The 26,502-nt window shown below is 52.7% G+C and carries 26 protein-coding genes; 17 read left to right on the forward strand and 9 right to left on the reverse strand.

Annotation, left to right across the window (positions count from 1 at the left end):
- Window positions 1-44 precede the first annotated feature (44 nt).
- Together VGS11_05990 and glmS are read right to left on the reverse strand one after the other, a co-directional pair.
- Window positions 45-437, reverse strand: a complete 393-nt coding sequence (locus VGS11_05990; GenBank protein HEV2119638.1) for a hypothetical protein — start codon at window positions 435-437, stop codon at window positions 45-47.
- A 20-nt stretch (window positions 438-457) separates the two neighbouring features.
- Window positions 458-2,284 (reverse strand): glutamine--fructose-6-phosphate transaminase (isomerizing), encoded by a 1,827-nt coding sequence (glmS, locus tag VGS11_05995; GenBank protein ID HEV2119639.1) that lies wholly within the window; start codon window positions 2,282-2,284, stop codon window positions 458-460.
- Window positions 2,285-2,576: 292 nt separating this feature from the next.
- Between glmS and VGS11_06000 the strand changes: the two genes are divergently transcribed.
- The 17 genes from VGS11_06000 to trpA all read left to right on the forward strand — a co-directional run bounded on the left by VGS11_06000 (window position 2,577) and on the right by trpA (window position 19,267).
- Entirely contained in the window at window positions 2,577-3,164 is a 588-nt protein-coding gene (locus VGS11_06000; protein HEV2119640.1) for a hypothetical protein, read from the forward strand.
- A 256-nt stretch (window positions 3,165-3,420) separates the two neighbouring features.
- Window positions 3,421-4,653: an ACT domain-containing protein gene (locus VGS11_06005; GenBank protein ID HEV2119641.1), complete on the forward strand. Its 1,233-nt coding sequence runs from the start codon at window positions 3,421-3,423 to the stop codon at window positions 4,651-4,653.
- 7 nt (window positions 4,654-4,660) lie between these two features.
- Window positions 4,661-5,704 carry an aspartate-semialdehyde dehydrogenase gene (gene asd / locus VGS11_06010; GenBank protein ID HEV2119642.1) on the forward strand — a complete coding sequence of 348 codons (1,044 nt, stop codon included), beginning with the start codon at window positions 4,661-4,663 and terminating at the stop codon, window positions 5,702-5,704.
- Between the two features lie 10 nt (window positions 5,705-5,714).
- Complete coding sequence (locus VGS11_06015; protein ID HEV2119643.1) at window positions 5,715-6,527, forward strand: 2-amino-3,7-dideoxy-D-threo-hept-6-ulosonate synthase; 813 nt, start codon at window positions 5,715-5,717, stop codon at window positions 6,525-6,527.
- Window positions 6,493-7,548 carry a 3-dehydroquinate synthase II gene (locus tag VGS11_06020; GenBank protein ID HEV2119644.1) on the forward strand — a complete coding sequence of 352 codons (1,056 nt, stop codon included), beginning with the start codon at window positions 6,493-6,495 and terminating at the stop codon, window positions 7,546-7,548. The genes VGS11_06015 and VGS11_06020 overlap by 35 nt, the downstream gene beginning before the upstream one ends.
- Complete coding sequence (gene aroD, locus VGS11_06025) at window positions 7,545-8,228, forward strand: type I 3-dehydroquinate dehydratase (GenBank protein HEV2119645.1); 684 nt, start codon at window positions 7,545-7,547, stop codon at window positions 8,226-8,228. Before VGS11_06020 ends, aroD begins: the two co-directional genes overlap by 4 nt.
- A gap of 6 nt (window positions 8,229-8,234) precedes the next feature.
- Window positions 8,235-9,074, forward strand: coding sequence for a shikimate dehydrogenase (gene aroE / locus VGS11_06030; GenBank protein HEV2119646.1), 840 nt, complete (start codon window positions 8,235-8,237; stop codon window positions 9,072-9,074).
- Window positions 9,071-9,943, forward strand: coding sequence for a shikimate kinase (locus tag VGS11_06035; GenBank protein HEV2119647.1), 873 nt, complete (start codon window positions 9,071-9,073; stop codon window positions 9,941-9,943). The genes aroE and VGS11_06035 overlap by 4 nt, the downstream gene beginning before the upstream one ends.
- Window positions 9,940-11,214 (forward strand): 3-phosphoshikimate 1-carboxyvinyltransferase, encoded by a 1,275-nt coding sequence (gene aroA / locus VGS11_06040; GenBank protein ID HEV2119648.1) that lies wholly within the window; start codon window positions 9,940-9,942, stop codon window positions 11,212-11,214. The genes VGS11_06035 and aroA overlap by 4 nt, the downstream gene beginning before the upstream one ends.
- On the forward strand, window positions 11,204-12,304 hold the full coding sequence (aroC, locus tag VGS11_06045; GenBank protein ID HEV2119649.1) for a chorismate synthase: 1,101 nt from the start codon (window positions 11,204-11,206) through the stop codon (window positions 12,302-12,304). Before aroA ends, aroC begins: the two co-directional genes overlap by 11 nt.
- 5 nt (window positions 12,305-12,309) lie before the next feature.
- Window positions 12,310-13,395, forward strand: a complete 1,086-nt coding sequence (locus VGS11_06050) for a prephenate dehydrogenase/arogenate dehydrogenase family protein (GenBank protein HEV2119650.1) — start codon at window positions 12,310-12,312, stop codon at window positions 13,393-13,395.
- Between the two features lie 583 nt (window positions 13,396-13,978).
- A complete protein-coding gene (locus VGS11_06055; protein HEV2119651.1) occupies window positions 13,979-14,839 on the forward strand; it encodes an anthranilate synthase component I family protein in 861 nt (286 codons plus the stop codon).
- Window positions 14,836-15,414 (forward strand): aminodeoxychorismate/anthranilate synthase component II, encoded by a 579-nt coding sequence (locus VGS11_06060; protein HEV2119652.1) that lies wholly within the window; start codon window positions 14,836-14,838, stop codon window positions 15,412-15,414. The genes VGS11_06055 and VGS11_06060 overlap by 4 nt, the downstream gene beginning before the upstream one ends.
- 5 nt (window positions 15,415-15,419) lie before the next feature.
- A complete protein-coding gene (gene trpD, locus VGS11_06065) occupies window positions 15,420-16,469 on the forward strand; it encodes an anthranilate phosphoribosyltransferase (protein ID HEV2119653.1) in 1,050 nt (349 codons plus the stop codon).
- A gap of 5 nt (window positions 16,470-16,474) precedes the next feature.
- Window positions 16,475-17,251: an indole-3-glycerol-phosphate synthase gene (locus tag VGS11_06070; protein HEV2119654.1), complete on the forward strand. Its 777-nt coding sequence runs from the start codon at window positions 16,475-16,477 to the stop codon at window positions 17,249-17,251.
- An 80-nt stretch (window positions 17,252-17,331) separates the two neighbouring features.
- Window positions 17,332-18,450, forward strand: coding sequence for a tryptophan synthase subunit beta (gene trpB, locus VGS11_06075; protein HEV2119655.1), 1,119 nt, complete (start codon window positions 17,332-17,334; stop codon window positions 18,448-18,450).
- Window positions 18,428-19,267, forward strand: coding sequence for a tryptophan synthase subunit alpha (gene trpA / locus VGS11_06080; protein HEV2119656.1), 840 nt, complete (start codon window positions 18,428-18,430; stop codon window positions 19,265-19,267). Before trpB ends, trpA begins: the two co-directional genes overlap by 23 nt.
- Here the strand turns inward: trpA and VGS11_06085 are convergent.
- The 7 genes from VGS11_06085 to VGS11_06115 all read right to left on the reverse strand — a co-directional run bounded on the left by VGS11_06085 (window position 19,264) and on the right by VGS11_06115 (window position 26,437).
- Window positions 19,264-19,743 carry an Lrp/AsnC family transcriptional regulator gene (locus VGS11_06085; GenBank protein ID HEV2119657.1) on the reverse strand — a complete coding sequence of 160 codons (480 nt, stop codon included), beginning with the start codon at window positions 19,741-19,743 and terminating at the stop codon, window positions 19,264-19,266. The two genes, trpA and VGS11_06085, sit on opposite strands and share 4 nt — an antisense overlap.
- Complete coding sequence (gatE, locus tag VGS11_06090; GenBank protein ID HEV2119658.1) at window positions 19,740-21,638, reverse strand: Glu-tRNA(Gln) amidotransferase subunit GatE; 1,899 nt, start codon at window positions 21,636-21,638, stop codon at window positions 19,740-19,742. The genes VGS11_06085 and gatE overlap by 4 nt, the downstream gene beginning before the upstream one ends.
- A 6-nt stretch (window positions 21,639-21,644) precedes the next feature.
- The gene (gene gatD, locus VGS11_06095) at window positions 21,645-22,979 is read right to left on the reverse strand and encodes a Glu-tRNA(Gln) amidotransferase subunit GatD (protein HEV2119659.1); all 1,335 of its coding nucleotides are present in this window, start codon (window positions 22,977-22,979) and stop codon (window positions 21,645-21,647) included.
- A 55-nt stretch (window positions 22,980-23,034) separates the two neighbouring features.
- A complete protein-coding gene (locus VGS11_06100; protein ID HEV2119660.1) occupies window positions 23,035-24,630 on the reverse strand; it encodes a tRNA uridine(34) 5-carboxymethylaminomethyl modification radical SAM/GNAT enzyme Elp3 in 1,596 nt (531 codons plus the stop codon).
- A 25-nt stretch (window positions 24,631-24,655) separates the two neighbouring features.
- Window positions 24,656-25,837, reverse strand: a complete 1,182-nt coding sequence (locus tag VGS11_06105; protein HEV2119661.1) for a glycosyltransferase — start codon at window positions 25,835-25,837, stop codon at window positions 24,656-24,658.
- A gap of 83 nt (window positions 25,838-25,920) precedes the next feature.
- Window positions 25,921-26,160, reverse strand: a complete 240-nt coding sequence (locus VGS11_06110; GenBank protein ID HEV2119662.1) for a hypothetical protein — start codon at window positions 26,158-26,160, stop codon at window positions 25,921-25,923.
- Window positions 26,161-26,269: 109 nt separating this feature from the next.
- A complete protein-coding gene (locus tag VGS11_06115; GenBank protein ID HEV2119663.1) occupies window positions 26,270-26,437 on the reverse strand; it encodes a 30S ribosomal protein S30e in 168 nt (55 codons plus the stop codon).
- Between the last annotated feature and the right edge of the window lie 65 nt (window positions 26,438-26,502).

Consider the following 26,502-nt stretch of genomic DNA (forward strand, 5'->3'; position numbering starts at 1 on the left):
GCGCCTGCGAGAGGGCTTGCGCGAGCCCAACCTCTAGTTAAAGACTAGCGCCTTTTCGTGGCAGCCTTGTCGAGAATATGGTGCGCTTCTCTCAGCTTGTAAACTGATGTCCGGAGATGTTGATACCCTTCAAGAGAAGATTTGGCACGAAGAGCTGTTGCCTGGTGCAACGCGTCCGATGCTTCCTTGACTAGAGCCGTAGGCTCGGCGTTCCTCCTCCTCACTGGGACTGGTGGGTCCACGTCTTCGAGACCGTAGGTAAGAGAGTACAAGAGACTGCTGTATTCGGCCGCCTCCTCAGCAAGCCAGACTTTCTTCTCGGAGTCTTTCTCAACTTTGGAAAGATTTTCCAGAGCCACATCGAGCTTGACTCTCGCTTCTTCCAAGGCCTTGCTCACTTTGTCCTCAAGCATTCGTTGTTCTTCAGTGGCATCCATCAAGGGCGACCCTGGGGTGACTATTCAACAGTGACGCTTTTGGCCAGGTTTCTAGGATAGTCGGGGTCGTGACCTAGAATTACAGACATGTAGTAGGCTAGGAGTTGTAGTGGAACGACGTAGGCGACTGGAGTTGCGAGCGATGGTAGAGATTCCGGTATCTCAATTACGTCGTCGGATAGGTTTCTAATCTCCTCGTCTCCTTCTTCTATGATCGCGATTATCCGTGCTCCACGGGCCTTCATCTCCATGATATTGCCGATAATCTTCTTGTGAGTCTCGTCCTTTGGCGCCACGAATACTACTGGGAATCCTTCTTCGACGAGCGCTATGAAACCGTGTTTGCTTTCGCCAGCGGGGTATGCCATTGCAGGGATGTAGCTCAGCTCCAACAGCTTCAAGCGTCCTTCCAAGGATGTTGGCACGTTGATTCCTCTACCCAGGAAGCAGATGCTCGACGCACCGCTACAACTCTCGGCGATCTTTTTCACGGCCTCAACCTTCGTGTTCAGAAGGTTCTGGATCAATGCAGGCGTCCGGTGCAGTGCTTCTTCTAGCGCGCTGATCTCTTTCGATGAAACTTCGCCCTTCTTTCTACCGATCGCAATCGCGAGTCTGAGCAGAACAGTGACTTGCGAGGTGAAAGCCTTTGTTGATGCGACCCCGATCTCCGGTCCAGCGTTCTGTCCAATATAGACGTCGGACAAGCGCATCAAGGTGGAACCGAGGACATTTGTTATGCTGACGATCGAGGCTCCCTTAGCCTTCGCGTCCCTAACCGCATTGAGAGTGTCCATCGTCTCGCCTGACTGGCTTACTGCGAGGACCACTGTCTTGGAGTCGACGAGGTCGAGAGCCTCGTCTGAGAACTCTGATGCGACCACCACCCGCGCGTTCATTCCTGCAAGTTTCATTAGGGCTTGTCCTCCGACGAGACCGGCATGGTATGAGGTTCCGCACGCAACGACGAACACATTATCGGCCTGCATCAGTTTGCTGGCGAGAAGATCGTAGTAGATCTCCTGGGTCCCCATCGCATCTCTTATCGTGTGAACTTGCTCGTGGATTTCCTTGAGCATGAAATGACGGAAGCCCTGTTTCTTCGCGGACTCTGGGTCCCAGGTAATCGTGATGGCATCACGTTTTACGGCAACCCCGTTTTTCGCTCTGAGAATCTTGATCCCGTTCGGATCGAGAATGGCCATTTCTCCTTCCTCTAGAATCAATGCCTTTCGTGTTAGAGGGAGGAAGGCCGCGATGTCGCTCGCGCAGTAGTACTCTCCATCTCCTAATCCCAGGACCAATGGGCTCTCCTGGCGAGCGCACAGAATCGTTTTCGGTTTCTCCACACTCGTTAGGACTATGGAGTAAGCTCCTTCTAGCCGATTGACAGTTTTCCTGAAAGCCTCTTCAAGACTGAGCCCCTGGCTGAGATATTCTTCAACCATATGCGGCACAACTTCGGTGTCCGTTCTTGAGGCGAACTTGTGGCCCTTGGTTTCGAGTTCGCGCTTGAGGTCGAGATAGTTTTCTATGATGCCGTTGTGGACGACAGCGATCCGGGATTTGCAGTCGACCAACGGGTGAGAGTTTTCTTTGACTGGGCGTCCGTGTGTTGCCCAGCGGGTGTGTCCAACGCCTACCGGTCCGGGGAGATCGTCAAGGTTGTATTTCGCGTGAACCTCGTCAAGTCGTCCGCTGTCCTTCTTTATCGTGAGCTGTTTATCCGCAATGGTTACTTCGCCTACGGAATCGTATCCTCTATACTCGAGTCGTTTGAGAGCAGCGTGGATTAAGGGAGCTGCTTCTTTGCCGTCGTAGAGTATGCAGCCGAATATTCCACACAAGGATGGATGGAATACGGGGTCGGGTTGGCATTAAGAGTTCTTGGACCGATTGTGAGGGAGCTGACGCGAGATTCGAGTAGGACCCGGGGGGCCCCGAGAAGTCACATTTCCGATTTCAAGAATTGTATCAGAAAACCGGTATCGAAAACCGTTCCAAAAACCCGGTTCCAGAAAACGTTTCCCAAAAAACGTGTTTGAAAGAAGTGATTTCAGGGCCTGAATTCAGTCGATACCTCCATTTTCCCAGCCAGCCTCGCTTACCGATTCTATGTTCTCTACGGAAAAAGGTACAATGGATACTCGACTGGCATATCATAATAACCAGGCGCCTCGACACCCTTGCCGGTTCCAGCGTATGGCTGCCGACCTTGCATTCCTCGTTCTATTGGTTATCCATGTTGGCGCGATAGTTGCATGGATGGGAGGAGCCGCGCTTTTCGTGTCCGTCATTATTCCCTCACTCTCAAGAATGTCCCCGTCCTCCAGAGCTGAATTCATCCAGTCTGCCCTCCCCAAGTATCTCAGGTTCATTACCGGAAGCTCAATCCTGGCAATAGTAGCGGGACTCATCCTTTACGGATACATAACCCAGACGGCAACCTCGCTCGCCCCAAGTCCATCAGGATCAATCTACATCCAGGCGGGCGCTGTGATCGGCCTCGTGGTTCTGATAATCGCCCTGGGAGTCCTAGTCCCAGCTGGCCGGAAATTCATCTCCCTAACAAAGCAAATCCCAAAACCTCAAAGTCAATCATCAACTCAAGACCCAATGGCGGCGCAAATAGCCGCTCTCCAGAGACGAATGGGCATAACGGGACGATTGGGGGTTGCCTTGCTCGGAGTCGCCTTGATCCTAATGATAATCGGAGCCAGCATCTAGACCCGCCTACAGACAGGTATAGACTCGATTCCAGCTTCATACCCTCGTGCAACTTAAGAGAGGACGTGTGGAGAACGCTGTTCCATAACGCTAAATAAGACGCAGGACAATTGGATGATATCTCTGGTGTGAACGGGGATGGGTGGTCATCTTTACTGGCATAGACCCGCTCCTGAGACCCTCCTCCAGGTCTAAGCGCCAGAATCAGACTCTATCGCTCACAACGACGAAGCTGGGACACGAACCCAACAAGTCTTTGCCAGCGCGTCAACGCCGCCGCCTAATCATAGCCAAATTTGGCGGGTCCAGCCTATCGAGCGGAAATAAGATCACTCTCGCGGCAGACTCGGTCGCCAGAGAATATTCCAAGGGAAACAGACTTGTTGTCGTGGTCAGCGCTGTCGGAAGAACTACTGACGATCTTCTCGAACTAACGAACCACGGTGCTGGAATCGTAGAGACAGACAGAGACGATATTCTCGCGATGGGTGAGAGAACGAGTGCCAAGATCTTCGCGGCATCGTTAAAAGCGCGCGGGATACAAGCCCGACACTTTGACCCCGCAGATCGAGACTGGCCGATCATAACCGACCATGATTTTTCAAACGCCAACCCGTTGAAAACCGCAAGTGTTCAACGAATAAGGAAACATGTGAAACCCCTACTCGAGGACGGACTCATACCGGTGATCGGTGGCTTCATCGGCCGCACCAGAGACGGAAGAATCACCACACTTGGCCGCGGAGGAAGCGACACCACGGCCCTCCTCCTCGCCACCGCACTCGAAGCAGATGAGATTGTTCTGGTAACCAGCGCGCCAGGAATTCTCACCGGCGACCCCAACCTGATCAGTAACCCGCATGTTCTCAGAACCATCGAGATGAAAGCGTTGGTTGGAATCGCTGATAGCGGAACAAAATTCATTCATCGAAAAGCGTTGCGATACAAAGACCCCGCGATCAACATTCGAGTCATACCCAGCACGGCAGGAAGACTCGACGCACAAGGAACACGGATTACAAGTGGACCGCTGCCCGAACTTGAAGTGAAAATTCACAATCCAGACCCAATAGCTTCCATAACTCTGGTAGGGAGAGACCTGCCCCAGAATCCGGATCTTATCCGGAAAGTTACAAAGATCATCAGAATGAATCTTGTCGCTATTTCGCAAGACGGCGATAGCGCGATACTGTACCTCAGCCAGACCCCAAGCCTACGAAGACAAATATCCAAACTCCACGACGTAGTCGCGAGCGATCCTCGGGGTCTTGCGCTTGCAGCAAGGATGGGATTGGCCCTCATCACAGTCAAAGGAGTAGGCTTGGAAGAGACCCCTGGAGTGGTCGCAAGAATCACCGACGCGTTGCGGTCAAGTAACATCAACATATTCGGCGTCCTTACAATAACCTCCTCCGTCCTCGTCCTTGTCGATTGGAAGGAAAGGAAACGGGCTGGCAAACTGATCAAAACCTCACTGGAGAACAACTAGTATGGTGATCAAGAGAAAGGTAGCTGTCCTCGGCGCAACCGGCATGATGGGTCAAAAGTTCGTCCAGCTGCTAGCCCACCATCCATGGTTCGAGGTAAGCGCGGTCGCTGCGTCCGACAAGAGTGTTGGCAAAGAATATGGTGCTTCGATTGGATCAAGAAAAGAAGCAAACCTCCCAGATGAGCTGGGAGAACTCGTACTTACCGAGCCCAAGCCACAAGCTCTCGACGACCCTGATGTGGCGTTCTCAGCTCTACCTGCCGAAGTCGCAGGACCTATAGAGGAAGATTTCGCAAAAGCGGGAATGCCTGTGTTCTCGAATGCTTCATCGCATAGAATGGATCAGTACGTCCCGCTTCTGAATCCAGAGGTAAACCCTGAACATGCTGAGATGGTGGAAGAGCAGAAGCGGCGGATGAAGACCGACGGTTTCATAGTCGCCAACCCCAATTGCACCACCGCGATCCTCACCCTCTCCCTCAAACCCCTACAGGACAAATTCGGTCTCGAAACCGTCGTCGTGTCCTCGATGCAAGCCGTGTCCGGCGCAGGCTACCCTGGAGTTGCATCCCTCGACATCATGCAAAATGTCATCCCGTTCATCCGAAACGAAGAGGAAAAGGTAGAACATGAAACTAACAAGATACTCGGGACCGTTTCGAGACTGGCCGGGATCACTGTCTCCGCGAGCTGCAACAGGGTCCCAACCATCCATGGACACATGGAAGCAGTCTTCTCCAAAACACGATCAGCCGCGACACCCAACGAAGTCATCAAGGTGATGAGCGAGTTCAAGGGAGCTCCTCAACAACTGAAGCTTCCTTCAGCACCTGAGTATCCGATTATTGTCCGGGAGGAGGAAGATCGCCCTCAGACAAGGCTCGATGTGGACGAGGGAAACGGAATGACAGTAACGGTTGGACGTGTAAGGAGAGACCCAGCGTTGAACGGTGTCAAGTACATGGCCCTTGGCCACAACCTGGTCCGCGGCGGAGCTGGATGCTCCATCCTCAACGCCGAACTCCTCCTAGCAAAGAAACTAATCAAGTGATCTTGGAAAGATGGAAACTGGAAAAACCCGTAGACTCAGGCGAATATTCCGACAAGACGGCAAGACCGTCATCATACCGATGGACCACGGAGTATCAATCGGACCAATCGAAGGACTCGCTGATATGAACGAGACGATTGACAACGTGGCCATAGGAGGAGCCGACGCCGTTCTCGTCCACGCTGGCATAGCCAAGACAGTTGACACCCAGGGAACGGGCCTCATACTCCACCTCTCGGGCGCCACACGACTAACCCGAGAGCCCAACTGGAAAGTGCAAGTATCAAGCGTCAAACTAGCCGTTCGTCTCGGCGCGGATGCAGTATCGGTTCACATCAACGTCGGATCCGAACACGAACAAGACATGCTCGACCAGTTCTCGCGAGTACTAGACGAGAGCGATGACCTCGGTCTGCCAGTCCTCGCGATGATGTACCCGAGAGGGCCTGGAATCCAGAACGAACACAGTTACGAAGTGGTCAGCCATGCAGCCCGACTCGGTTACGAGCTGGGAGCAGATATCGTCAAGACAAACTACACAGGAGATATTGACAGCTTCCGAAGCGTCATCAAGAGCGTCAAAGCACCAGTGGTCGTAGCTGGCGGGCCCAAAGCAGGGAGCGAATCCGAAGCTCTCCAGCTCGTCTCAGACTCGATCAAAGCAGGAGCTGCCGGAGTATCCATTGGGCGAAACGTGTTCCAGCATCGCAAGCCGACCCTGATGACTAAAGCACTCGTCGAGATAGTCCACAGTGGAAGCAGCCCCGCGCAAGCGCTCTCGATCCTAGGTGAAAGAACTGAAAGAATTCTGGCTAGAGCCTAGTCCAGACCTTTCTGCACAAGCCATCCGCAAGATGGTCAATGAAGCCAAACCTCACACCATCCTCACTAACATCAAGCTTCCTGGAGTCGCAACGAGAATCGCCTCGCGGCTAGGAGGAATGGACATTCTCGTCACATCAAACTTTGATCAACTGTCAAGCGCCAAGAAAAACAGGACTCCTGTGGCGCTTGAGGCTACGATCGGTGATCAGAAGGATCTGGAAAGAATATCGCAGGCGCTGGAGCTGCGTCCTGATTATCTCCTGGTCAACTGTCCCAACTGGAAAGTTATTCCACTCGAAAACCTGATCGCGGAAGCAAAGGGACATTCAAAACTTGTTGCCAGAACTACAAGTTTTGTCGAGAGCAGGATAGCCCTCTCGACTCTTGAGTTGGGAGCGGATGGAATAGCCCTTGCTTCCCACGACACAAACGAGATTCTGAAAACCCGAGATTTGATACTTGGAGAATCCAAGGACGTCTCGCTCTCAATAGCCCGGGTTACAGGAGTGAAGCCCATTGGAACAGGGGCACGAGTCTGTGTAGACACAACTGAGATCCTCGAAGCCGGCGAGGGACTATTGACTGGTTCCTCTTCGCAAGCACTCTTCCTAGTGGAGGGGGAGGTACATTCCAACCCTCACGTGAACCCACGACCTTTCAGGGTAAACGCTGGCCCCGTCTCATCATACGTTCTAACGGCTAGTGGAAAAACACGCTATCTCTCCGAGCTATCAGCAGGGGAAACCGTGCTCCTCATCGACAAGAGCGGAAGGACCAGGAGCGTTGATGTTGCGAGAGTCAAGATCGAACGCAGGCCGATGATTCTCGTCGAGGCGAGCATCGGGAGTCAAAGGCTCACGACGATAGTTCAGAATGCTGAAACTGTCCGTCTGGTCACGAGAGGCGGGTCCAAACCAGTCTCAGAAATCAAGGCTGGCGATGAGGTGCTTGTCCGATTCGAAGAGGGCGGGCGACACTTTGGAACAAAAGTAGTAGACGAGATGATCATCGAAAGGTGAACCCCAAAGTCTGCGTCTCAATCTCCTCAACCGACACCCCTGAGCTATTGGGAAGAGCACAGAGAGCCGAGAGACTCTCCGCAGATCTCGTAGAAGTTCGCTTGGATAAGCTCCGTAGCTACCACGGACTCACAAAGATAGCTCGGGCTGTAGAACGCCCGATCATCGGAACCAACAGGCCACTATCGGAGAAAGGATCATTCGACAGATCCGAAGCTGAACGGTTGAAGATTCTGATGGAGGCGGTGGAGGGAGGATTCCAGTACGTAGATTTGGAACTGACCACGAGCAGGCTGGACCGGATCATTAAGACGTTTAGAGACAGAGGCGCCAAGATCATACTATCTCACCATGATCACTTCAGAACCCCGGATTCTGCGAAACTTACTTCGACCCTTGTGCAGCTCCAGAAATTCAAACCGGATGTCTGCAAGATCGTCACTACCGCGCAGATTCCAGAAGACAATCTCACCATCCTCAGTCTGCTGAAAACAAACCATCAGAACTCACCGCTCGTCAGCTTTGCCATGGGACGAGCAGGAGTCTGGTCAAGACTTCTAGCCCCTTTCTACGGAGCACACTTCACCTACGCCTCACTAGAGAGAGGAATGGAAACCGCTCCTGGGCAGTCGACCATCGCGGAACTCCGCAGAATCTACGAATTGCTAGGGGTGGAATGACAGCTGATGATCAAAGGCGACACCAGGGTCCACTCACTCTACGGATCCCCGATAACACACAGCCTCAGCCCCGTCATATTCAACACGACCTTCGAGAAATTATCCCTCAACCGGGCGTACATGCCATTCGAGGTCAGCAAAGACAACCTGAAAAATGCAGTAGACGCGGCCCGCACTCTAGGCTTTGACGGCTTCAACGTCACAATGCCCCACAAGACCGCTATCGTAGAGATGCTGGACAGGCTTGACGGTGGAGCGGAGAAGAGCGGATCCGTCAATACGGTTGCCCGAACCAAGAGCGGCTTTGTAGGATATAATACTGATGGAGAGGGAGCGGTCAGAGCGCTAAGATCCTATGGCTTTGAACCCCACAACAAGAAAATAGTGATGATCGGGGCAGGAGGAGCAGCTCGAGCTCTTGTTCACCGTTTATCGACAGAAAACAACACGATCACGATTCTCAATAGAACGTCGGATAAAGGACGAGGGCTGGTCGATAACGCAACCGGCTCCAGCAGGGTTTCCCATGGCGAACTAGCCAAGAATAGTCTAGAGAACTGTCTCCAGAAGACAGACCTTCTTGTAAACGCGACACCGGTAGACACCTCGACCATTCTGTCCCAACTCAAGATCCCGATCAACAGGTTGAAAGATACAAACTGGGTCTTCGATCTCGTCTATGACAAGCCCGGCGAACCTGTTCCTGCACGTTTCGGCATGATCAGCCCGTTAGAGATGCTCGTTCACCAGGCCGCCTTGTCGTATGAAGTCTGGCTCAACGAGACGGCTCCATTTGCTCTCATGCGATCTTCCCTCGTCGACTATCTGGGGAAGGATTGGAAATGAAAGGTACCGGGCAGGCTCTTTCGCACGGAGCCATCAGCATTCTAACCGCGTTTTCAACCGGCAAAGGAGGCGCCCTAGGCGTAGACCTTTGGACCCGAGCGAAGGTCAGCCTACGAGAGGGGCCAGGCCAGATTTCCGGATTAGTATCCTCTGACCCAAGCGAATCGAACAAGCTCTCAGTCACGGTCGTCCAGAAAACCCTGGAGCATCTTGGATACGGGAGGAAGCTGCAGGGAGAGGTGATCACTTCCTCTAGCATTCCAGCTTCTGTAGGTCTCAAGAGCAGTAGCGCGGCGGCCAACGCAGTTGCGCTAGCAACTGTAGCCGCCTTGGACGAGGAGCTAGAGGATGACATCCTCCTTGCGATCGGCGTCGAGGCATCCATCGAATCCGGGGTAAGCCTCACCGGTGCATATGACGATTCTTTCGCATCATATCACGGCGGCGGAGTTCTAACCGATAACGCGCGGAGGAAGGTCGAGAAAATTCTCAAGGTTCCACGAGACATCAGAATCCTCATACTCGTTCCACCACGCAAGACCCTTACAGGACAGTTGGACCGGACAAGATTTGCGCCTATTCGACGGATCTCCGAATTAGCCTACGGTGAAGCCAGTAACGGTCACGTCTGGGATGCCCTCACTCTCAACGGTCTCGCGATGTCATCCGTCCTCGGAGAAGATCCTCGTCCAGCTCTCTCAGCTATAGAGGCGGGAGCGTTTGGGGCAGGGTTATCCGGCAAGGGCCCTGCGGTGACTGCAATAGTAGACGAGAATAGCCTGGAGCCTGTGCGGCAAGCGCTCGAGAAATTCGAGGGACGAATAATCGAAGCAAATCCGAACTTCACAACGGCGATAATCGAATCTTGAGAGTTAGAATCAAGGGTCCACAAGCCGTGCGTGGAAAAGTGAAGGCCCCCGGCTCGAAGGCATACACGCACCGAGCGTTTCTAGCCTCTCTATTATCGGAGGGAGAATCGGTCATCGAAGGACCATTGCACTGTGATGATACCCAGCGAACGCTTGAAGCGATCCAACGGTTAGGAGCGAAAGTTATCGTCAAGAAGACCCGAACAATTTCTAGCGGAGTCAGGAGACCGATAGCATCTAACCGGCCTATCAACTGCGGTGACTCGGGAGCCACCCTAAGATTCCTGACCGCAATCTCGTCCACTTCCCTGAAGACGGTCAGGCTAACAGCTAGCTCAAGACTGGCCTCCCGGCCCCTGATCCCGCTTGTGAAAGCTGTCAACACGCTAGGCGCCTCCGCTAAGACAACTTCCGACACCCACGGATTCGAGGTACTGACCAGGGGACCGCTACGGGGAGGAGAAGTCACGCTTCGAGGCGACATCAGCTCACAATTCATCTCCGGACTCCTATTCGCAGCCCCACTGGCGATCCGGGACGTCACGATAAACGTCAAAGGCGCACTGGAATCGCGCCCTTACGTGAACATGTCTATTGACGTGTTAAGAAAGCATGGAATCTCCATTCACGAATCTGATGAGAAGATTAGGATTCCGGCGCCGCAAAAATTCGTGCCCACGTTTCATCATGTTCCCGGAGATTTTTCTTCTGCGGCCTTCCTCATCGCCGCGACCGGAATTGGAGGAGACGAGATCACCGTATCCGGCCTCGGCTCCAAGGGACTCGAACCCGATTCTGCAATATTGAAAATCGCCCCCGAAATCGGGCTCGAAGTCCAGCAGAATGGAGATGCTCTAACGATCGGGAGGAGAGAACTAGATGGATTCGAATTCGACGCGAGTGACAGCCCGGACCTTGTCCCGCCTCTTGAGACAATAGGATGCTTCGCGGACGGCTCATCAGAAATCAGAGGCGTAAAGAGGCTGGTTTACAAGGAATCAAACAGGCTGCAGTCCCTCCCAACAGAGTTAGGGAAGATGGGCGCCAAGATTCATGCTGAGGACGACATGGTCAGGATTGAGGGAGGCGGAGAATTGATCGGGAGTGCACTCGATTCACACAACGACCACAGAGTCGCGATGGCCTGTGCAACCGCTTCTCTCGGTGCTAAGGGAGAGTCGATAATACACGGTTCGGAAGCAGTTTCGAAATCTTACCCGGAATTCTTCCAAGACCTCGCGAGATTGGGGGTACAACTCAGTGTGGAGTAATTCAGTCGGCAAAGCCTTCGTAGTTACCTGCTTCGGAGAGAGCCACGGTCCAGTTGTAGGTGTTACCATAGATGGTTGCCCAGCCGGACTGCCATTGAGGGTCGATGATATTCAACGGCCGCTTGACCTGAGGATCCCGCAAGAAAAGGAGGTCGTTTCTGCGCGACGAGAGCCCGACATCGTGGAACTATTCTCTGGGGTATTCCAAGACCATACAACTGGGGCTCCCGTGACTTTGCATATCAGGAACAAGGACGTGAAATCATCGGATTACGAGCCTCTGAAAGATGTGGTTCGGCCTGGACACGCGGATTATCCGGCGAAGGTGAAGTATGGAGGTTTCAGTGACTACCGAGGAGGCGGAAGACTATCAGGACGAATGACCGCCGCATTCGTAGCAGCAGGAGCCATCGCACAGAAACTCCTCTCCACCTTTGCAGTAGAAGTTCTAGCCTACACTCAAGCCATTGACGGGGTTGTGCTAGATATTCCTCCCAGCATTGAGGCTGTGAAGAAGGTCACTTATGAGAATTCGATGAGATGCCCAGACGCGGATGTCGCGGAGAAAATGCGCCAGGCAGTGATAAGCGCAAAGGCTGACGGAGACAGCGTCGGCGGAGTTGTAGAATGTACGGCACTGAACCTTCCCGTGGGCGTAGGGGAGCCACTATTCGACGCTATCGACTCCGAACTGGCCAAGATACTTTTCGGAATCCCCGCGGTCAAGGGAGTCGAATTTGGAGCCGGATTCCATGCGACCCGTATTAAGGGCTCCGAAAACAACGATCAATACTTGATCAAAGAAGGGAAAGTTGTCACTCTATCCAATAATTCTGGAGGAGTGCTAGGGGGAATGTCGACAGGAATGCCTCTACTACTACGGGTCGCCTTCAAGCCACCTTCGTCGATTGGGAAGGAGCAACAGACCGTGAACGTATCGCAGATGGAGGAAACTAGGCTCGGGATCAAAGGCCGACACGACCCGTGCGTAGTCCCCAAGGCCGTCTCCGTCGTCCAGAGTATGGTGGCAATAGGATTGGCGGATTTGATGCTCCGCGGCGGAATGATTCCTCGAGTAATGAAGAGCTAGCGCTTATGGACGACCTGAATCGGATTCGAGATAAGATAGACGAACTCGACCAAGAGATAGTTCGACTTCTCAAGAACAGGTACGAGAACGCAAAACTCCTCGGCAGAATCAAACAGCAGAGAGGGCTCGACTATCGAGATCCCGAGCGAGAGAAAAACATTCTCCGGAAAATAGGACGTGCCGCCGCGGCATGGGATCTTGATCCGAAATTCATACGGCCAATATTCGATCAGATATTCTCTCTCACCCTCCAAGCCCAGCGAGACCAACCCCAAAAGTCCGCGAGGAGACTCGACCAGACGAAAATTCTAGTTGTGGGCGGAACAGGCGGGATGGGACGCGTCTTTGCAAGGTACGCCAGCCTTCAGGGAGCAAAAGTCAAGCTAGCAGGCCGGGAGATAAACAAGACCCGGACCGCGGCCAAGGAGATGGAGGTCGAACCCGGAACAATCTTGGACGCAGCCTCCTCAGACATAGTTATCCTAGCAGTACCAATGGAGGAAACTGCCAGAGTCGCCACCGAAACCGCATCACTCATGAAAACCGGCAGCCTGCTAACAGATCTCTCGTCGGTCAAGACTGGAATATCAGACAGGATCGCGGAAAAAATCCCTAAGGGATTGGAGTACGTGAGTTTACACCCTCTCTTTGGACCGAACACAGTTCATCTTCACGATCAAACCATCATAGCCGTATCCTACCAATCTGGCCAGAAATGGTCCAAGTTGTCCCGAGCACTCCAAGCCAGCGGATCGAAGATCCAGACAATGTCCGCGGCACAACACGACCGAGCAATGGCCTATGTTCAAGGCCTCCATCACTTCACACTGATCGCCCTCGGAATAGGCCTCGATGGAATGGGAGGAGAACCTCGAACCCAATCTCTCAGAGAAACCGAAGCTCGAATTGTGAGCCTGCTTGACAGCTGGGACACAATTGTCGGAATCCAACAGCTAAACCCCTTCCTTCCCGGTGTGAAACAGAAATTTCTGGAGGTTGCCACCAATATTGCCCAGACTCGATCGAGACAGGCGAGCGGCGTGAAGAAGAGGCTTGTCTCAAATGTACAGAAGTGGTCACGCAAGCTATAAAAGCGACATGCGGGAAAGAGGGTAAAGGCGACATCCATGGGGTATAGTTTTTGGACAACAACTCACACGGCACCCCACCAGGCTGAACTATCTTCGGCTGGAAGCTAGAAAACAGCCGATCGACCTTTTCGCAACGATCAAAAACAACTGCGAAACATGTTTCATTCTCGAGTCAGTCGAGGGACCACGCCGCCTAACCAGGTATACCCTCATAGGATTCGATCCGCAAAAGATCATCAGGACCTCCAGAAATCAAGTTGAGATTCTCGACCGGCCAAGATCGGAAAGACGAATCGAGAAATGCCAAGATCCTCTAACCCGCCTAGCCAATCTCAACGACCCAATCAAAGAGAGAAACCCAGGAGAAAGATACGCAGGAGGCCTTGTCGGATACGCATCCTATGACCTAGCACGCTCTTTTGAAAGAATCCCCAGACTGGGACACAAGGGCAACGAGTTCCCCGATCTAGAATTCGGACTCTTTGAAGACGGAATCGTCTTCGACCACGTCAGCGGCAAGACACACTACTTCTACCGAGAAGAAAACAGGATAGAAAAAGCTAAGGAATTTCTTCGAGACTCTCTGGGCAGCGATCAGGTCAGTTTTGGCAGGCCGAAGTCGAACGTAAATCAGGAAGACTTCTGCGAACGAGTCAATCGTGCCAAAGACTACATTGAATCAGGGGACATTTTCCAAGTCGTTCTCTCAAAGAGATACAAGATCCCGTTCAAAGGCTCGCTTCTCAAGTTCTACAGGGCGCTACGAAGGATCAACCCGTCTCCCTACATGTACTACCTCAAGTTTGGCGACAGAGAAATCGTCGGGTCCAGCCCAGAGATGCTGGCCCGGAAAATCGGTCGTAGCACAGAGAGCTTCCCCATTGCGGGAACGCGGCCGTTCACTGGGGATTCTGCGCGAAACAAAGCACTGGCAGCGGAATTGCTTCAGGACGAGAAGGAACGAGCGGAACACGTTATGCTCGTGGACCTGGCCCGGAACGACCTGGGCAGAGTCTGCGAGTATGGAACCGTCAGGGTTCCTGAGTTCATGCGAGTTCAAGGCTACAGCCATGTCCAACACATTGTCTCGAGAGTCACGGGACGGCTGAGACAGAACGCGACTAGTTTCGACTTGTTCAGAGCAGTCTTTCCTGCTGGCACAGTTTCAGGGGCGCCGAAGGTTCGTGCGATGGAAATCATCCAGGAACTGGAGACAACTGCGAGGGGTCCCTACGCGGGGGCTGTTGGTTACTTTTCGGCGAATGGAAACGCTGACTTCGCAATAACGATCCGGACTCTTTGCGCCAAGGACGGCTTCTGCTATCTCCAGTCTGGTGCAGGGATAGTTGCCGATTCGGTCCCTAACCAGGAATGGATTGAGTCCGAGAGAAAGACAGCGGCGTTGTTCACAGCGATGGATCAGGCCCAGGAGGAAGATCGGTGAAGGTTCTGATCCTCGACAACTACGACAGCTTCGTCTACAACTTGGCGCAGTGTGTTGGCGGGATCGGTGACACGGTTGTTGTGAAACGGAATGATGAGGTCGATGTCGCAGGAGTCAAAGAACTTTCGCCAGACAGGATCATAATCTCCCCGGGCCCTGGCAACCCCGATAATCCTCGGTACTTTGGGGCATGCACAGCAATCCTTCGAGAAGTAAGCAGGGAAACCCCTACGCTAGGTGTTTGTCTTGGACATCAAGGGATTGTTCACGCATTCGGCGGAAAGATAGTTCGAGCGAGAAGACTCCGACATGGAAAGACGAGCCCGATCAGGCACGATGGCAAAGGAGTCTTGCGCGGAGTAGCCAGCCCCTTCGAGGCTACGAGATACCATTCGCTTGTGGCTGATAGAAGGAGCTTGCCGAAAGACCTCGAAGTCACGGCCCACGCTATTGATGACAATGAGATAATGGGCGTTCGACATCGAGAATTCCCGATTGAAGGGGTCCAATTCCATCCAGAGTCCATACTCACACTACCGGGCCATCGCATCATCAAGAATTTCCTGGAGGGCTAACTCGAATGATCAAAGAATGCATCCCTCTACTCCTAGAAAACCACGAATTGACATCCGACCAGGCCAAAGCTACTATGAAAGAAATCATGTCTGGAGAGGCGACCCCATCGCAGGTTTCAGCCTTTCTAATAGGGCTGAAAAAGAAGCGGGAGACAGCTGACGAAGTCGCTGCCCTAGCGCAGGTAATGCGGGAATTCAGCCGGAAAATCCACCCGAAAATAAATGGTTACCTGTTGGATACTTGCGGGACCGGCGGAGATAGAACAAAAACGTTCAATGTCAGCACCACCTCTGCTTTCGTAATCGCGGCAGCCGGGGTCCATGTGGCAAAACATGGCAATCGATCGTTCACAAGCAAATGCGGAAGCGCGGACGTTCTCGAACAATTGGGTCTGAACATGAACATGGAACCGGATTTGGTCGAGAGAGCGATCGAAGAGATCGGAATCGGGTTCATGTTCGCACCCAACTTCCATCCAGCGATGAAAAACGTGGCCTCGGTGAGACGCGAAATAGGCGTACGAACCGTATTCAACATCCTCGGCCCCTTAACGAACCCTGCAGGGGCAAACGCCCAGTTGATAGGAGTCTACGACAGTGAGATTCTAGAGCCAATGTGCCTTGCGGCGCACAACTTGGGAGCGAAATCCGTGATGACAGTCTATGGGCTCGATGGAGTGGATGAGATTTCCATCACGGGCAAGACAAACATCGTAAGACGTCAAAACGGAAGAATATTCCGAGAGGAGGTGGAGCCAGAGGATCTAGGGTTCAAGAGAAGCACCGCTGAGGAGGTTGCCGGTTCGGACCCAGTGGAAAACGCACGTCTTACCGCCAAGATTCTATCCGGACATCTAGATCATAGTGATCCCCGCGTACAAATGGTCTTGGCAAACGCGGCAGCAGGACTCGTCCTGTGCGAAAGAGCCCAGACCCTTAGAGAAGGAGTCGAGATAGCTTCCAAAGTTGTGATTGACGGAAAGCCCTTCCGAACACTGTATGAGCTTGTAGAGTTCTCCGGCGGAGACACTCAGCGACTCAAGAACTTGGCCTGACATTCTTGGTAGACCATTTGCCTGAGCTCGCCGCAAAAGCCAGAGCCAGAGTCAAACGAGGCTACTATGACGATGGTGGAACTGCCAACGCGTCTTCGAGAGGCTTGGTCAAAGCGATCCAAGAAAGCAGAAAGACGCCGGTCATCACGGAGATAAAATACGCTTCTCCATCCGCTGGAAAGATCAGAGAATCTGGAAGCCCTCTTCAGATCGCGAAGGGAATGCTGAACGGTGGAGCATGCGCGATCTCGATTCTTACGGATCCTGAAAACTTCGAGGGCAATTTGGAAACATTGGTTACGATCAGCCGGGAGACAAGAGCGCTCTTGATAATGAAGGACATCATAGTGTCACCCAAGCAGCTCCATGCTGGAGCGAGGGCGGGAGCCAGTGCGGTCGTATTGATTTCTGAAGTGTTCAGTAGGAAATTGTCTAACGTTGGGCTCGATAGTATGATTCTTGAAGCTAATCGGCTTGGGCTGGAGGTCTTAGTAGAAGCGAACAGCGCTAGCGAGTTTGAAAGCCTCCGGAGGTTCAGACCGGACCTCTACGGTATCAACAACCGCAATCTGTCTACTTTCCAATTGGACCTGTCGACTACTGAGAGGATCCTTGCAGAAAACGTCAACATGGATAGGCCGGTCGTTTCTGAGAGCGGGATAGAATCTCCCCTTGATATTCGACGGCTCAAAGCCGCCGGCGCTAGGGCTTTTCTTGTTGGAACTTCGATAATGAAATCGCCAGACATCGAGGGCAAGGTAAGGGAGCTGGTCGGCGCTTGAAGAAACCCGCTGAACCTAGAACGCGTTCCAAGCCGGGCAAGTTCGGAAAATATGGAGGGCAGTATGTTCCTGAGACCTTGATGGAGCCGCTGAGAGCGCTTGAGGAGGCGTACAACCGGTTCTCGCACGACCCCTCGTTCAAGAAGGAATTGGCGGGCTGGCTGGACTGCTTCGCCGGAAGACCGACGCCGCTCTACCTTGCTAGCAATTTGACTAGACATGTTGGAGGCGCTAGGATTTACTTGAAAAGAGAGGATCTATTACATGGGGGCGCGCACAAGATCAACAATACTCTCGGCCAAGTCCTCCTAGCGAAGAAAATGGGGAAGCAGAGGATCATCGCTGAAACCGGGGCAGGACAACATGGGGTCGCCACTGCAATGGCATGCGCAGCTCTAGATTTGAAGGCCGAAGTCTACATGGGGAATGAGGACATGGACCGCCAGAAACTGAACGTGTACAGGATGAAGATGCTAGGTGCCAAAGTGCACCCAGTCGAGTCCGGATCCAAGACCTTGAAGGATGCAATCAATGAAGCATTGAGGGACTGGGTTACAAACGTTCAGGATACGTACTATCTCCTAGGATCGGTCGTGGGCCCACATCCTTACCCTACGATGGTGCGGGACTTTCAGAGTGTGATCGGGAAAGAAGCGCGAAAGCAGATCTTACGAACCGACGGCAAGCTCCCGAAGGCCGTTGTTGCGTGCGTCGGTGGGGGGAGCAACTCGATTGGAATCTTCCATTCGTTCTTGCATGATCTTGAGGTTGACCTGTATGGGGTCGAGGCTGGAGGGGAAAGCTTGTCGCCTGGACAAAACGCTGCGCCGCTGGTTGCCGGACGCGAAGGGGTCCTGCACGGCATGATGACGTATGTTCTGCAGGACGAAGTTGGGCAAGTGCAGACGACTCGGAGCATTTCAGCGGGGCTCGACTATCCCGGAGTGGGGCCGGAACACGCTTTCCTGATGACCGCAGGTCGGGCCAAGTATGTCACAGCGTCCGATGAAGAGGCTCTGGACGCGTTCAAGATCCTGTCACAACTGGAGGGGATCATGCCTGCTTTGGAATCTGCCCACGCTATCAGTTACGCGATGAAGTTGGCGCAGAATCTCAGTACAAAGGATTCGATCATCGTCAACCTTTCAGGCAGAGGCGACAAGGATGTGGAGATAATTGCCAAGCACCTCTCACAATGACGATCGGATAGAAGTGAAGTTCCGAGAACTTCAGGGCCGCAAAGAGGGAGCGCTGGTTGTTTACTTGACAGGTGGCGACCCGGACTCGAAATCGTTCATTGCTAACTCTGCGGCTTTGATAGAAGGTGGAGCTGACATCGTCGAGGTGGGGATCCCATTTTCTGACCCTATTGCAGATGGTCCGGTTATACAGGCTTCAAGCATGCGAGCCTTATCTCAAGGGGCCACCCCCGCGGGTATCCTGAACATTATCGGAGAGCTCTCGTCAAGATTTCCGGTCCCGTTTGTGGTTCTGAGCTACTACAATCCTATTCTTGCGATGGGCTTGGACCGCTTCCTGAAGAAAGCCCGCGAAAACGGTGTTGATGGGATCGTTGTCCCGGACTTGCCGGTTGAAGAGAGCGACGAGTTCAGGAACCTATCTTTGAAACACAACGTCGATAACATCTACCTAGCGGCACCGAACACTTCTACGACTAGACTGCGAGCGGTTCTCGATAAATCGAAGGGCTTCCTCTATCTCGTCTCACTCTACGGTGTCACAGGTCCCCGGGACTTGCTCAGCCCGCAGGCGCTCGAAGCTATCAAGATGGTAAAGTCCTTGTCGAGGGGAAAGATTCCGGTTTCAGCAGGATTTGGCATCTCGCAGCCCGAACACGTTTCCGCTGTCATCCAATCCGGAGCCGACGGGGCAATCGTTGGGAGTGCGCTGGTCAGAATTGTCGAAAACCACCTCGATGACCCTGGCGGGTCTGAGACCGAGCTCAAGAAGAGGGTTCGGTCTTTGAAAGAAGCCACGCGCGTCAGGTCCGACTAGAGAAGACGAAAATCTTCCTTTACGGTCGTAAGAACAATGTGAGTGTTAGTCCGTTCAACGAATGGCATTGCCAGGAGTGCCTTGGTGAACTTGCTCAGGTCGTCTCTGCTCCTGAACTTCGCAATGACCATAGCATCGGTGAGCCCGGTAACGTCGTAGACTGCTAGAACTTGCGGCATCTTTGCAACCTCCTTCTCTAGTTCGAGGAGTTTGCCCTTGGCGACGCTTACCTCTGTGATCGCGGTGAGCTGGAAGCCGATCTTGTCGTGATCGAACAGGGCTGAATATCCTCTTATGATCCCGGCCTTCTCTAGCTTCGCTGTTCTAGATTGAACTGTGCTTGTGGAAACGCCAAGCTTGTGCGCTAACTCCCTGTAGGATAGGCGAGCATCGATAAGATACCAATGCAGTATCTTCTTGTCGAGATCGTCAAGAGCAATATCTTCGACCTTCAACTCGTCCTTTGTGGTTGTCATGCTTTGACGTGTTCCAATCGGGTCCGAAGCAGCTCGGTGACTTGCCCCGGGTCCGCTCGTCCCCTCACTTCTCCCATTACCAATTTCATCATTCGTCCGAGGGCCTTGGCACCATTCTCTTCAACGAGAGACCGGTTCGATTCGACGATCTCACTGATAATATTCTCGAGGTCCGATCTGGTTAGCATTCGAAGCTTCAGCATATTGACGGCTTCTTCCGCGGTTCCATCTGGATGAAGTGCGAGCCATTTTAGAACGTCGAGAACTGACTCTTTTGCGGTTACTCCCATCGATACCAGGTCGAACGCTCGCTTGAGCTGGTCTTCCCGAACATTCTCCACAGGCACTTGCTCCCTTTGCAAGCTTCTCAGAGATTCGGTGAGGATTGTTGCCACAAAGCTTGGCGCGACCCTTTTTGTTCTTGCGACAATCTCCTCGAATGCCGGAAGATAATCAGAATCCACGAGCTGAGTGGCTAGCTTGGAGCTGAGATCGTATTTTTTCCCCAGTTCCTTGGCGAGCTCCTCGGGCATTCGGGGAAGGTTCTCCCAGATCTGTTCAAGTCGGTCCTGGCCAACCTGAACGGGCGGGACATCCGTCTCGGGATACATTCTAGCGGCTCCAGGCCTTGGGCGAAGATAGACAGTGGTCCCGTCAGGGTTTGCCGCCCTCGTTTCTTCGGGAACCCTTTCCACGGCCTCCCGAGCACGTTCTGCTACAGCCTTCAAACCGTCTTTTGCATTATCGAGACGGTCAGTTATGATGACAAACCCGTCGAGGTCCCCACACCCAAGTCTTTTCGCAATCTCTTCTACGTGACTTGAATCTATACCATATGAGGGGAGTTCATCTGAGTGGAAAATTCCTCCGACTCGGCCCCAGAAGACCGCGCGCTTGGCCATCTCAGTCCCCAGTCGAACATTGGGAATTAATTCCCGTTTGAGCAGTCCTTTGAAACCCGGAAGTTTCAGGGCTAATGCTACGCCTCCTTGATTGAGAGCAGATTGGACGATCTTCGACTGCGAGCTTGAGAGTATATTGGTGACGTCCTCGAATTCCTCTTTGAGAGCTGAAGCCTTGATGTTTCTCTGTTGGAGTTCATCTCTGATCTCGAGAAGTTCGCGCTGCCTCTGAACCTCGTAGCCCACCGCCTTAGAAACGAGTTCGAGCTCTTGAACGCCTTTGATCTCGATAATGGCACCGTTCTTGATTGATACGTTGAGGTCCTGCCTAATGCTTCCTAGACCTCGTTTTACCTTCTTTGTTGCTCGGAGGATTCGGCCTATGGCGAAAGCAACTTCTCCCGCTTGATCTGGATCATGGATTATTGGTCCAGTTGAGACTTCTATCAGCGGAACTCCGAGCCGATCTAGGCGAAAGATCACCGAGGTCTTTGTGTCGCCTGTTTTTCGTGCCGCGTCTTCTTCGAGCGTTACTTGCTCTATCGGAACTTCTACTCCGCCCACGGTTAATGATCCGTTCAGGGCGATGACCGCTGTGCGCTGGAATCCAGTTGTGTTGGACCCATCAATCACTACTTTCCGCATGACGTGAATCTCGTCCAACGGCTTCGCATGAAGTAGCATGCTCATAGTAAGGGCGACATCCAATGCTTCCGGGTTCAGCAGATGCGGGGGTTCTTCGTCAAGCTCAACGAGACAAGTGGTTTCGGGATCAGCCTCGTAAGTAATGGTCTTGCCCTTGTGGAACTCAAAGAGAGCTGCTGGATCAATCTGGCCTAGCTCGCTTTGTGTAGGCCTGAGTTTCCGTTCGAAGGAGATCGTGGGGGGCTTTGCTGATAGAATTGTTGGGCAACCGCAGAAGAGCTTGTGCTTAGTGTCTAGCTGTCTGTGTATCTCGACGCCGACTTTGAGGCCGACCGCGCGATAGTCTATGGGCGACTATGAAGCCTCCACTAGTGTCCTTGGGGTCATTTCTCCTGCGATCGGTTGAAGCATCAGTTTTCGAATCTTGCTGGCTGATTTGGTCTGGGCGGCAACCCACATCAGCTTGACGACAGCCGTTTCGGGGATCATGTCTTCGAGAGGGGTGACTCCGAGATTGAGTAAGTCTCGTCCAGTGTTGTAGACATTCATATCGACGCGCCCCCATATCGTCTGAGAGGTCATGAAAACTGGAACCTGTTTTTGCAATGCCTTCTTCAAAGAGTCAAACAGGGATCTCGAAACATGCCCTAGTCCCGTTCCCTCAATCACTACTCCTCGGGCTCCATCGGAAATGGCTAAGTCGATCATGCCAGGGTTGAACCCTGGGTAGAACTTGATCAAGTATGCGTTTTGGTCAAAACGAGACTTCGCGACAACCTTTCGAGATTTGTCCCTTTTCGGGACTCCATTCGTCATTTCGATTTGGCCGGTCTTCAGATCGTAACTTGCCAGAGGACTAGAGTTGATGGACTTGAAGGCATCTCGCCGACTCGTGTGACATTTTCGAACCCTAGTGCCTTGATGAGCCACAATTATTTGATCAGATAGGTCTCGGTGCACGGCAACACCTACCGCTGCCATGTCGGCTCGACCGGCCAGGGCAATTGCTCCAGTGAGATTGGAGGCGGCGTCTGAGCTGGGCCGGTCAGAAGATCGCTGAGCACCTACGAGTAGGACTGGGACTGGCAGGTTTGCGAGCGCGAAACTCAAAGCCGCCGCAGTATAGTGCAATGTGTCTGTTCCATGACTAATGACCACACCTTCTGCGCCGTCGGCTATTCGCTTGGCGACTTCTTCGGCCATACCCTTCCAATGTGTCGGGCCTATGTTCTCGCTATACTCGCTGAAAAGTATGTGAGCATCTATCTCTGCAATTGATGAGAGTTCAGGGACCACGCTTGCGAGATCGGCGGCTGTGAGGGCAGGTTGCACGGCACCAGTGCGATAGTCGACCCTGCTAGCAATGGTCCCGCCAGTGCTAATGATGCCGACTTTGGGTAACCCAGAATGAATAGCTGGTGGAGGAGACTTGGTGAAGTGAGGTTTCTCCCCCTCTCCAATTACCTCAAGCTTTTCCGTTCTGTCAAGTGAAATGCCTACATTGTATCCGTTTTTCATCTTCAAGACTATGTGAGTGGGATCAGAGTACTCCGATCGCGGAATTAGGGTCCCTTCGAAAACTTCGCCTGACTTCGAGGTGAGTCGGATGATGCTACCGATTCTGGTCCTTGATTTCCGTAACTTTTGAAGCACACGCCCATGGTATCCCTCTAGCTCTCGGACTCTCATTCGTGCAACACGTCTTCAGGGTGGGTCAGTGGGCGATGTATCCGGTTAAGGATTCTTACGCCATGCTCTTGGACACGTAAGGACCGTCGTGCGTGTAGCCGAAGCGCGAGTAATACCCTTTGGTGCCGAGAGCGCTAATGACTAGCATTTTCTTCCTATCGTATTCTTCGCAGGAGATTCGTTCTGCTTCTGCAAGAAGCTTCGATCCGTAGCCCTTGTGCTGAAACCCTCTGGCCAACCTGTCTCCCACCGGAACCGTCTGTCCGAATACGTGCAATTCCCTGATGATTGCCGTGTTCTGTTGAGCGATTTCAGGCCTGTGTGCTTTCTCGGTCGGCATTCTGACTCGAACATATCCAACGAGGATGTCATACTCGGGATCTTCGACCGACAGGAAAATGTCGGTTCCTCCAGATCCGTCGTAGTCGACTCGCTTGAGCTGAACTTGTTCCAAGTCGGGACTTTCGCCATTCCTAAGGTAATAGATCCCGACCTCTCGGCACCGGATACAATGACACTTCATGCCCCGACGCGTGAGTTCCTGTTGGACAAGCTGGCGGAGATTTCCGTGTTTCACACCGTCAGATATCCCATCAACAGGTATCTCTCTCTGTATCCTCATGATCCGGACCCAGCGTGGAACAAACTGCTTGACCTTTGCGATGAGGTGCGCGGATTCTTCTGTGGAATATGGCTTGTACTCTCCTCTCTTCCATTCCTCGTAGAGCTCTGTTCCAGGCGTAACCAGACACGGATAGATCTTCAACATGTCAGGCTTGAAATCTGAGTCTGCAAAAATTCTCCGGAACGCATCAAGATCCCGCCTGGGGTCACAGCCTGGGAGTCCGAGCATCATATGATAGCCGACCTTGATTCCTGAATCTTTCAAAATCTGCGTAGACGCAACGACATCAGCGACGGTGTGATCTCGATGAATTTTCTCATACACATCATCATACAGGGTCTGAACTCCAATCTCAACTCGTGTCACACCCATGGAGAGCATGTGATCAACATGACCGACGCGCGACCAGTCAGGCCGGGTCTCGACAGTAATCCCCACGTTCCTAATCTTTGCCGATTCAGCGATATTCTTCGCTTCCTTCAAAGAAGCCGAGTCAACGCCATTCAACGCGTCGAGACATCTTTTGACGAAATCTTCCTGGTATGTTCGGGGCAGGAAAGGGAAGGTTCCGCCGACAAGGATCAGCTCTACTTTGCCCACCAGGTGTCCCATCGCGCGTAGCTGAATGATTCTACTCTGAACCTGGAGGTAGGGATCGTAACCGTTCTCAAGAGCTCGCATTACCGCGGGCTCCTGTCCTGTGTAGGCTCTCGGGACCCCGACTTCGGGCCCGCCTGGGCAGTATGTGCATTTTCCGTGGGGGCAAGCGTAAGGCTTGGGCATCACAGCAACGGTGATTACTCCACTCGCACTACGGACCAGTTTTGCAGTAAGCAGGGGCTTGAGTCTGAGGAGGGCTGAGTCAGGGACCCGTTGGAGAAGATCGGAGTTAGGAGGAACAGTTGGCGAACGATGCGACCGGCACACTTCAATCTTGATTCGATTGATGTCTTCGCGAGAGGGATGGTCAAGACTGAGAAGGCGCTCGATTATTTCTGTGGAGACGATGTCAGTCGTTTGGCTCAATCTACCAATATTCCGCCTGTGCTTCTCAAGCAGCCGTGGGTTTGAGCTGTCCAGTTATGGGTTTTCCGTATACACGGCCCTTCCAAGAAAAGCCCATTCCTAGCGCTCCTCTGACAGTCGAGTCGACTCCTATGCCAATGTAGAAGAGGACGGCGAAGGGGAGCAGTAGAGCATAGAGAGGACTGACCCCTATCGATCGGTCAAGAATGATAATTCCGAGCCATAGGAAGAAGGCCATGAAACCGCCTGTGAGGAGGTAAGCGTTCAAGGGCTGCGATGGGGCAAGGTATACGCCGTATCCGAGCACGATGAAGGGCAAGACGAGAAAGGTGAAGAGCAGTAACAATCGGTACGCGGCGCGAAAAAGTGGATGGTTTCCTGAAACTGAATAGAAATTCTTCCTCCATCCACGCCAGATCTCCGGAAGACTAGAGTACATCCGGACCGCCAGGGAGTCAGAGGCTGTGACAATTCTTAGTCTGAGACCTTTCGCTTTGATCAGCCTGCCCAGCGAGTAGTCCTCCGAAATCCTATCCCTGACCGCGTCGTGTCCGCCCACTTTGTCGTAAGCCTCGCGTCGGAAGAGCATGTATTGCCCATTTCCGAGAGCCCAACGCGGCTTGAGATCGTCGTTGACCCACTTGCCCCCGACGAACATCATGATGAGCCAGAATATGGGGGGCTGGAGAAGTTTCTCCCAGAAAGTTCGAAGAATAGCTGCAGGGGCGAGAGTAACGAGATCGGCCTTTGTAGCTTCCAGATAGCTCACTGTCTTCGCTAGACTGTCGCGTGCGTGAATAGAATCGCCATCTGTGAACATTAGAAGGTCACCGGTGGCCTGCTTGTAACCGGAGTGGCAGGCCCAGTTCTTTCCCACCCATCCTTGTGGAAGAGACTCTTCCTCGACGAGCTTGATCTTGCCATTGAAACGCTTGAGTATATCCTGGGTCCCATCGGTCGAGTTTCCATCAACTACTATGATCTCTTTCTCGGGATAGTCCAATCCGACCAATGAGGCGACGCATTCGGAGACCGTGTTTGCTTGATCTCGAACGGGAAGAACAATCGACACCATAAGATTTTTCGGAGGGGAATTGGAAATTTCTGGCAAGGCGGGGAAATGCATCAGGGTAAGATACTCGTATCCTGCGAGAAGGAAAACCAATATCGATTGAACTATTAGCAACGCGTCGACTAGCGAAGACACAGTATGAACCCCGAGCCGTTTTTGGCGGGGATTATTGGCAGGATCGGTCTAGTTAAGAACTTGTCAGTTCAATGGTTGCGGAGCTAGTCTCTCCACCAGCCCATCATCCCTCTGCGACCAGCCCAAGTTACCCAGAGAATCGCTAGAGCCGCAAAGGCGATTATCATGGCAACCAATACCACCACGATTTTCTGGAAAAGATCATAGCCCGAGGTGTAGAAGCCTACGAAGATTAGTGAACCGGCCAAAAATGCGGCCAAAGTGATTATTGATAATACTACTCGTGCCATAAGTCCGCGCTGCGTGCGACTGACTTTTTCCATTCTGCAATCGACAGGAAAGGGTTAGTACCTGAGCTAATAAGCTAAACACTATCAGGACTGGATGTTCTGATCCCGTGGTTCCTAGGAGACAGGACCGTTCGGGGACCGTTTAGGTCCTGATGTAGTTCTGTCCTGGTTTTCGGCCGAGGACGAATCTCTTTTCAGAATTCCGCCTAACTCTCTCTCTTGGAGAGAGACCTGGTTTGTTCATTGCCTGGATCTTCGGAGTCTGTTGCCTGACTTTTCCTGCCTTGGTTAGCGAGCCGTGAGTTGGGATTGCCTATTCCTCCTTAGGGTTAAAAAGGGGTCGTGAGATATTTAATCGTTCCTTGACTAGATTCT

It is taken from the genome of Candidatus Bathyarchaeia archaeon (assembly GCA_035935655.1).
GTDB lineage: Archaea > Thermoproteota > Bathyarchaeia > 40CM-2-53-6 > 40CM-2-53-6 > 40CM-2-53-6.

What these genes read in the sequence shown, in the direction of transcription:
- VGS11_06035 (HEV2119647.1), top strand. Translation starts at nt 9,071, where the DNA reads ATGAAAGGTACCGGGCAGGCTCTTTCGCACGGAGCCATCAGCATTCTA.
- VGS11_05990 (HEV2119638.1), bottom strand. Translation starts at nt 437, where the DNA reads ATGGATGCCACTGAAGAACAACGAATGCTTGAGGACAAAGTGAGCAAG.
- trpD (HEV2119653.1), top strand. Translation starts at nt 15,420, where the DNA reads ATGATCAAAGAATGCATCCCTCTACTCCTAGAAAACCACGAATTGACA.
- VGS11_06110 (HEV2119662.1), bottom strand. Translation starts at nt 26,160, where the DNA reads ATGGAAAAAGTCAGTCGCACGCAGCGCGGACTTATGGCACGAGTAGTA.
- VGS11_06050 (HEV2119650.1), top strand. Translation starts at nt 12,310, where the DNA reads ATGGACGACCTGAATCGGATTCGAGATAAGATAGACGAACTCGACCAA.
- VGS11_06000 (HEV2119640.1), top strand. Translation starts at nt 2,577, where the DNA reads ATGGATACTCGACTGGCATATCATAATAACCAGGCGCCTCGACACCCT.
- VGS11_06085 (HEV2119657.1), bottom strand. Translation starts at nt 19,743, where the DNA reads ATGACAACCACAAAGGACGAGTTGAAGGTCGAAGATATTGCTCTTGAC.
- VGS11_06015 (HEV2119643.1), top strand. Translation starts at nt 5,715, where the DNA reads ATGGAAACTGGAAAAACCCGTAGACTCAGGCGAATATTCCGACAAGAC.
- trpB (HEV2119655.1), top strand. Translation starts at nt 17,332, where the DNA reads ATGGAGCCGCTGAGAGCGCTTGAGGAGGCGTACAACCGGTTCTCGCAC.
- gatD (HEV2119659.1), bottom strand. Translation starts at nt 22,979, where the DNA reads ATGAGAGTCCGAGAGCTAGAGGGATACCATGGGCGTGTGCTTCAAAAG.
- aroE (HEV2119646.1), top strand. Translation starts at nt 8,235, where the DNA reads ATGATCAAAGGCGACACCAGGGTCCACTCACTCTACGGATCCCCGATA.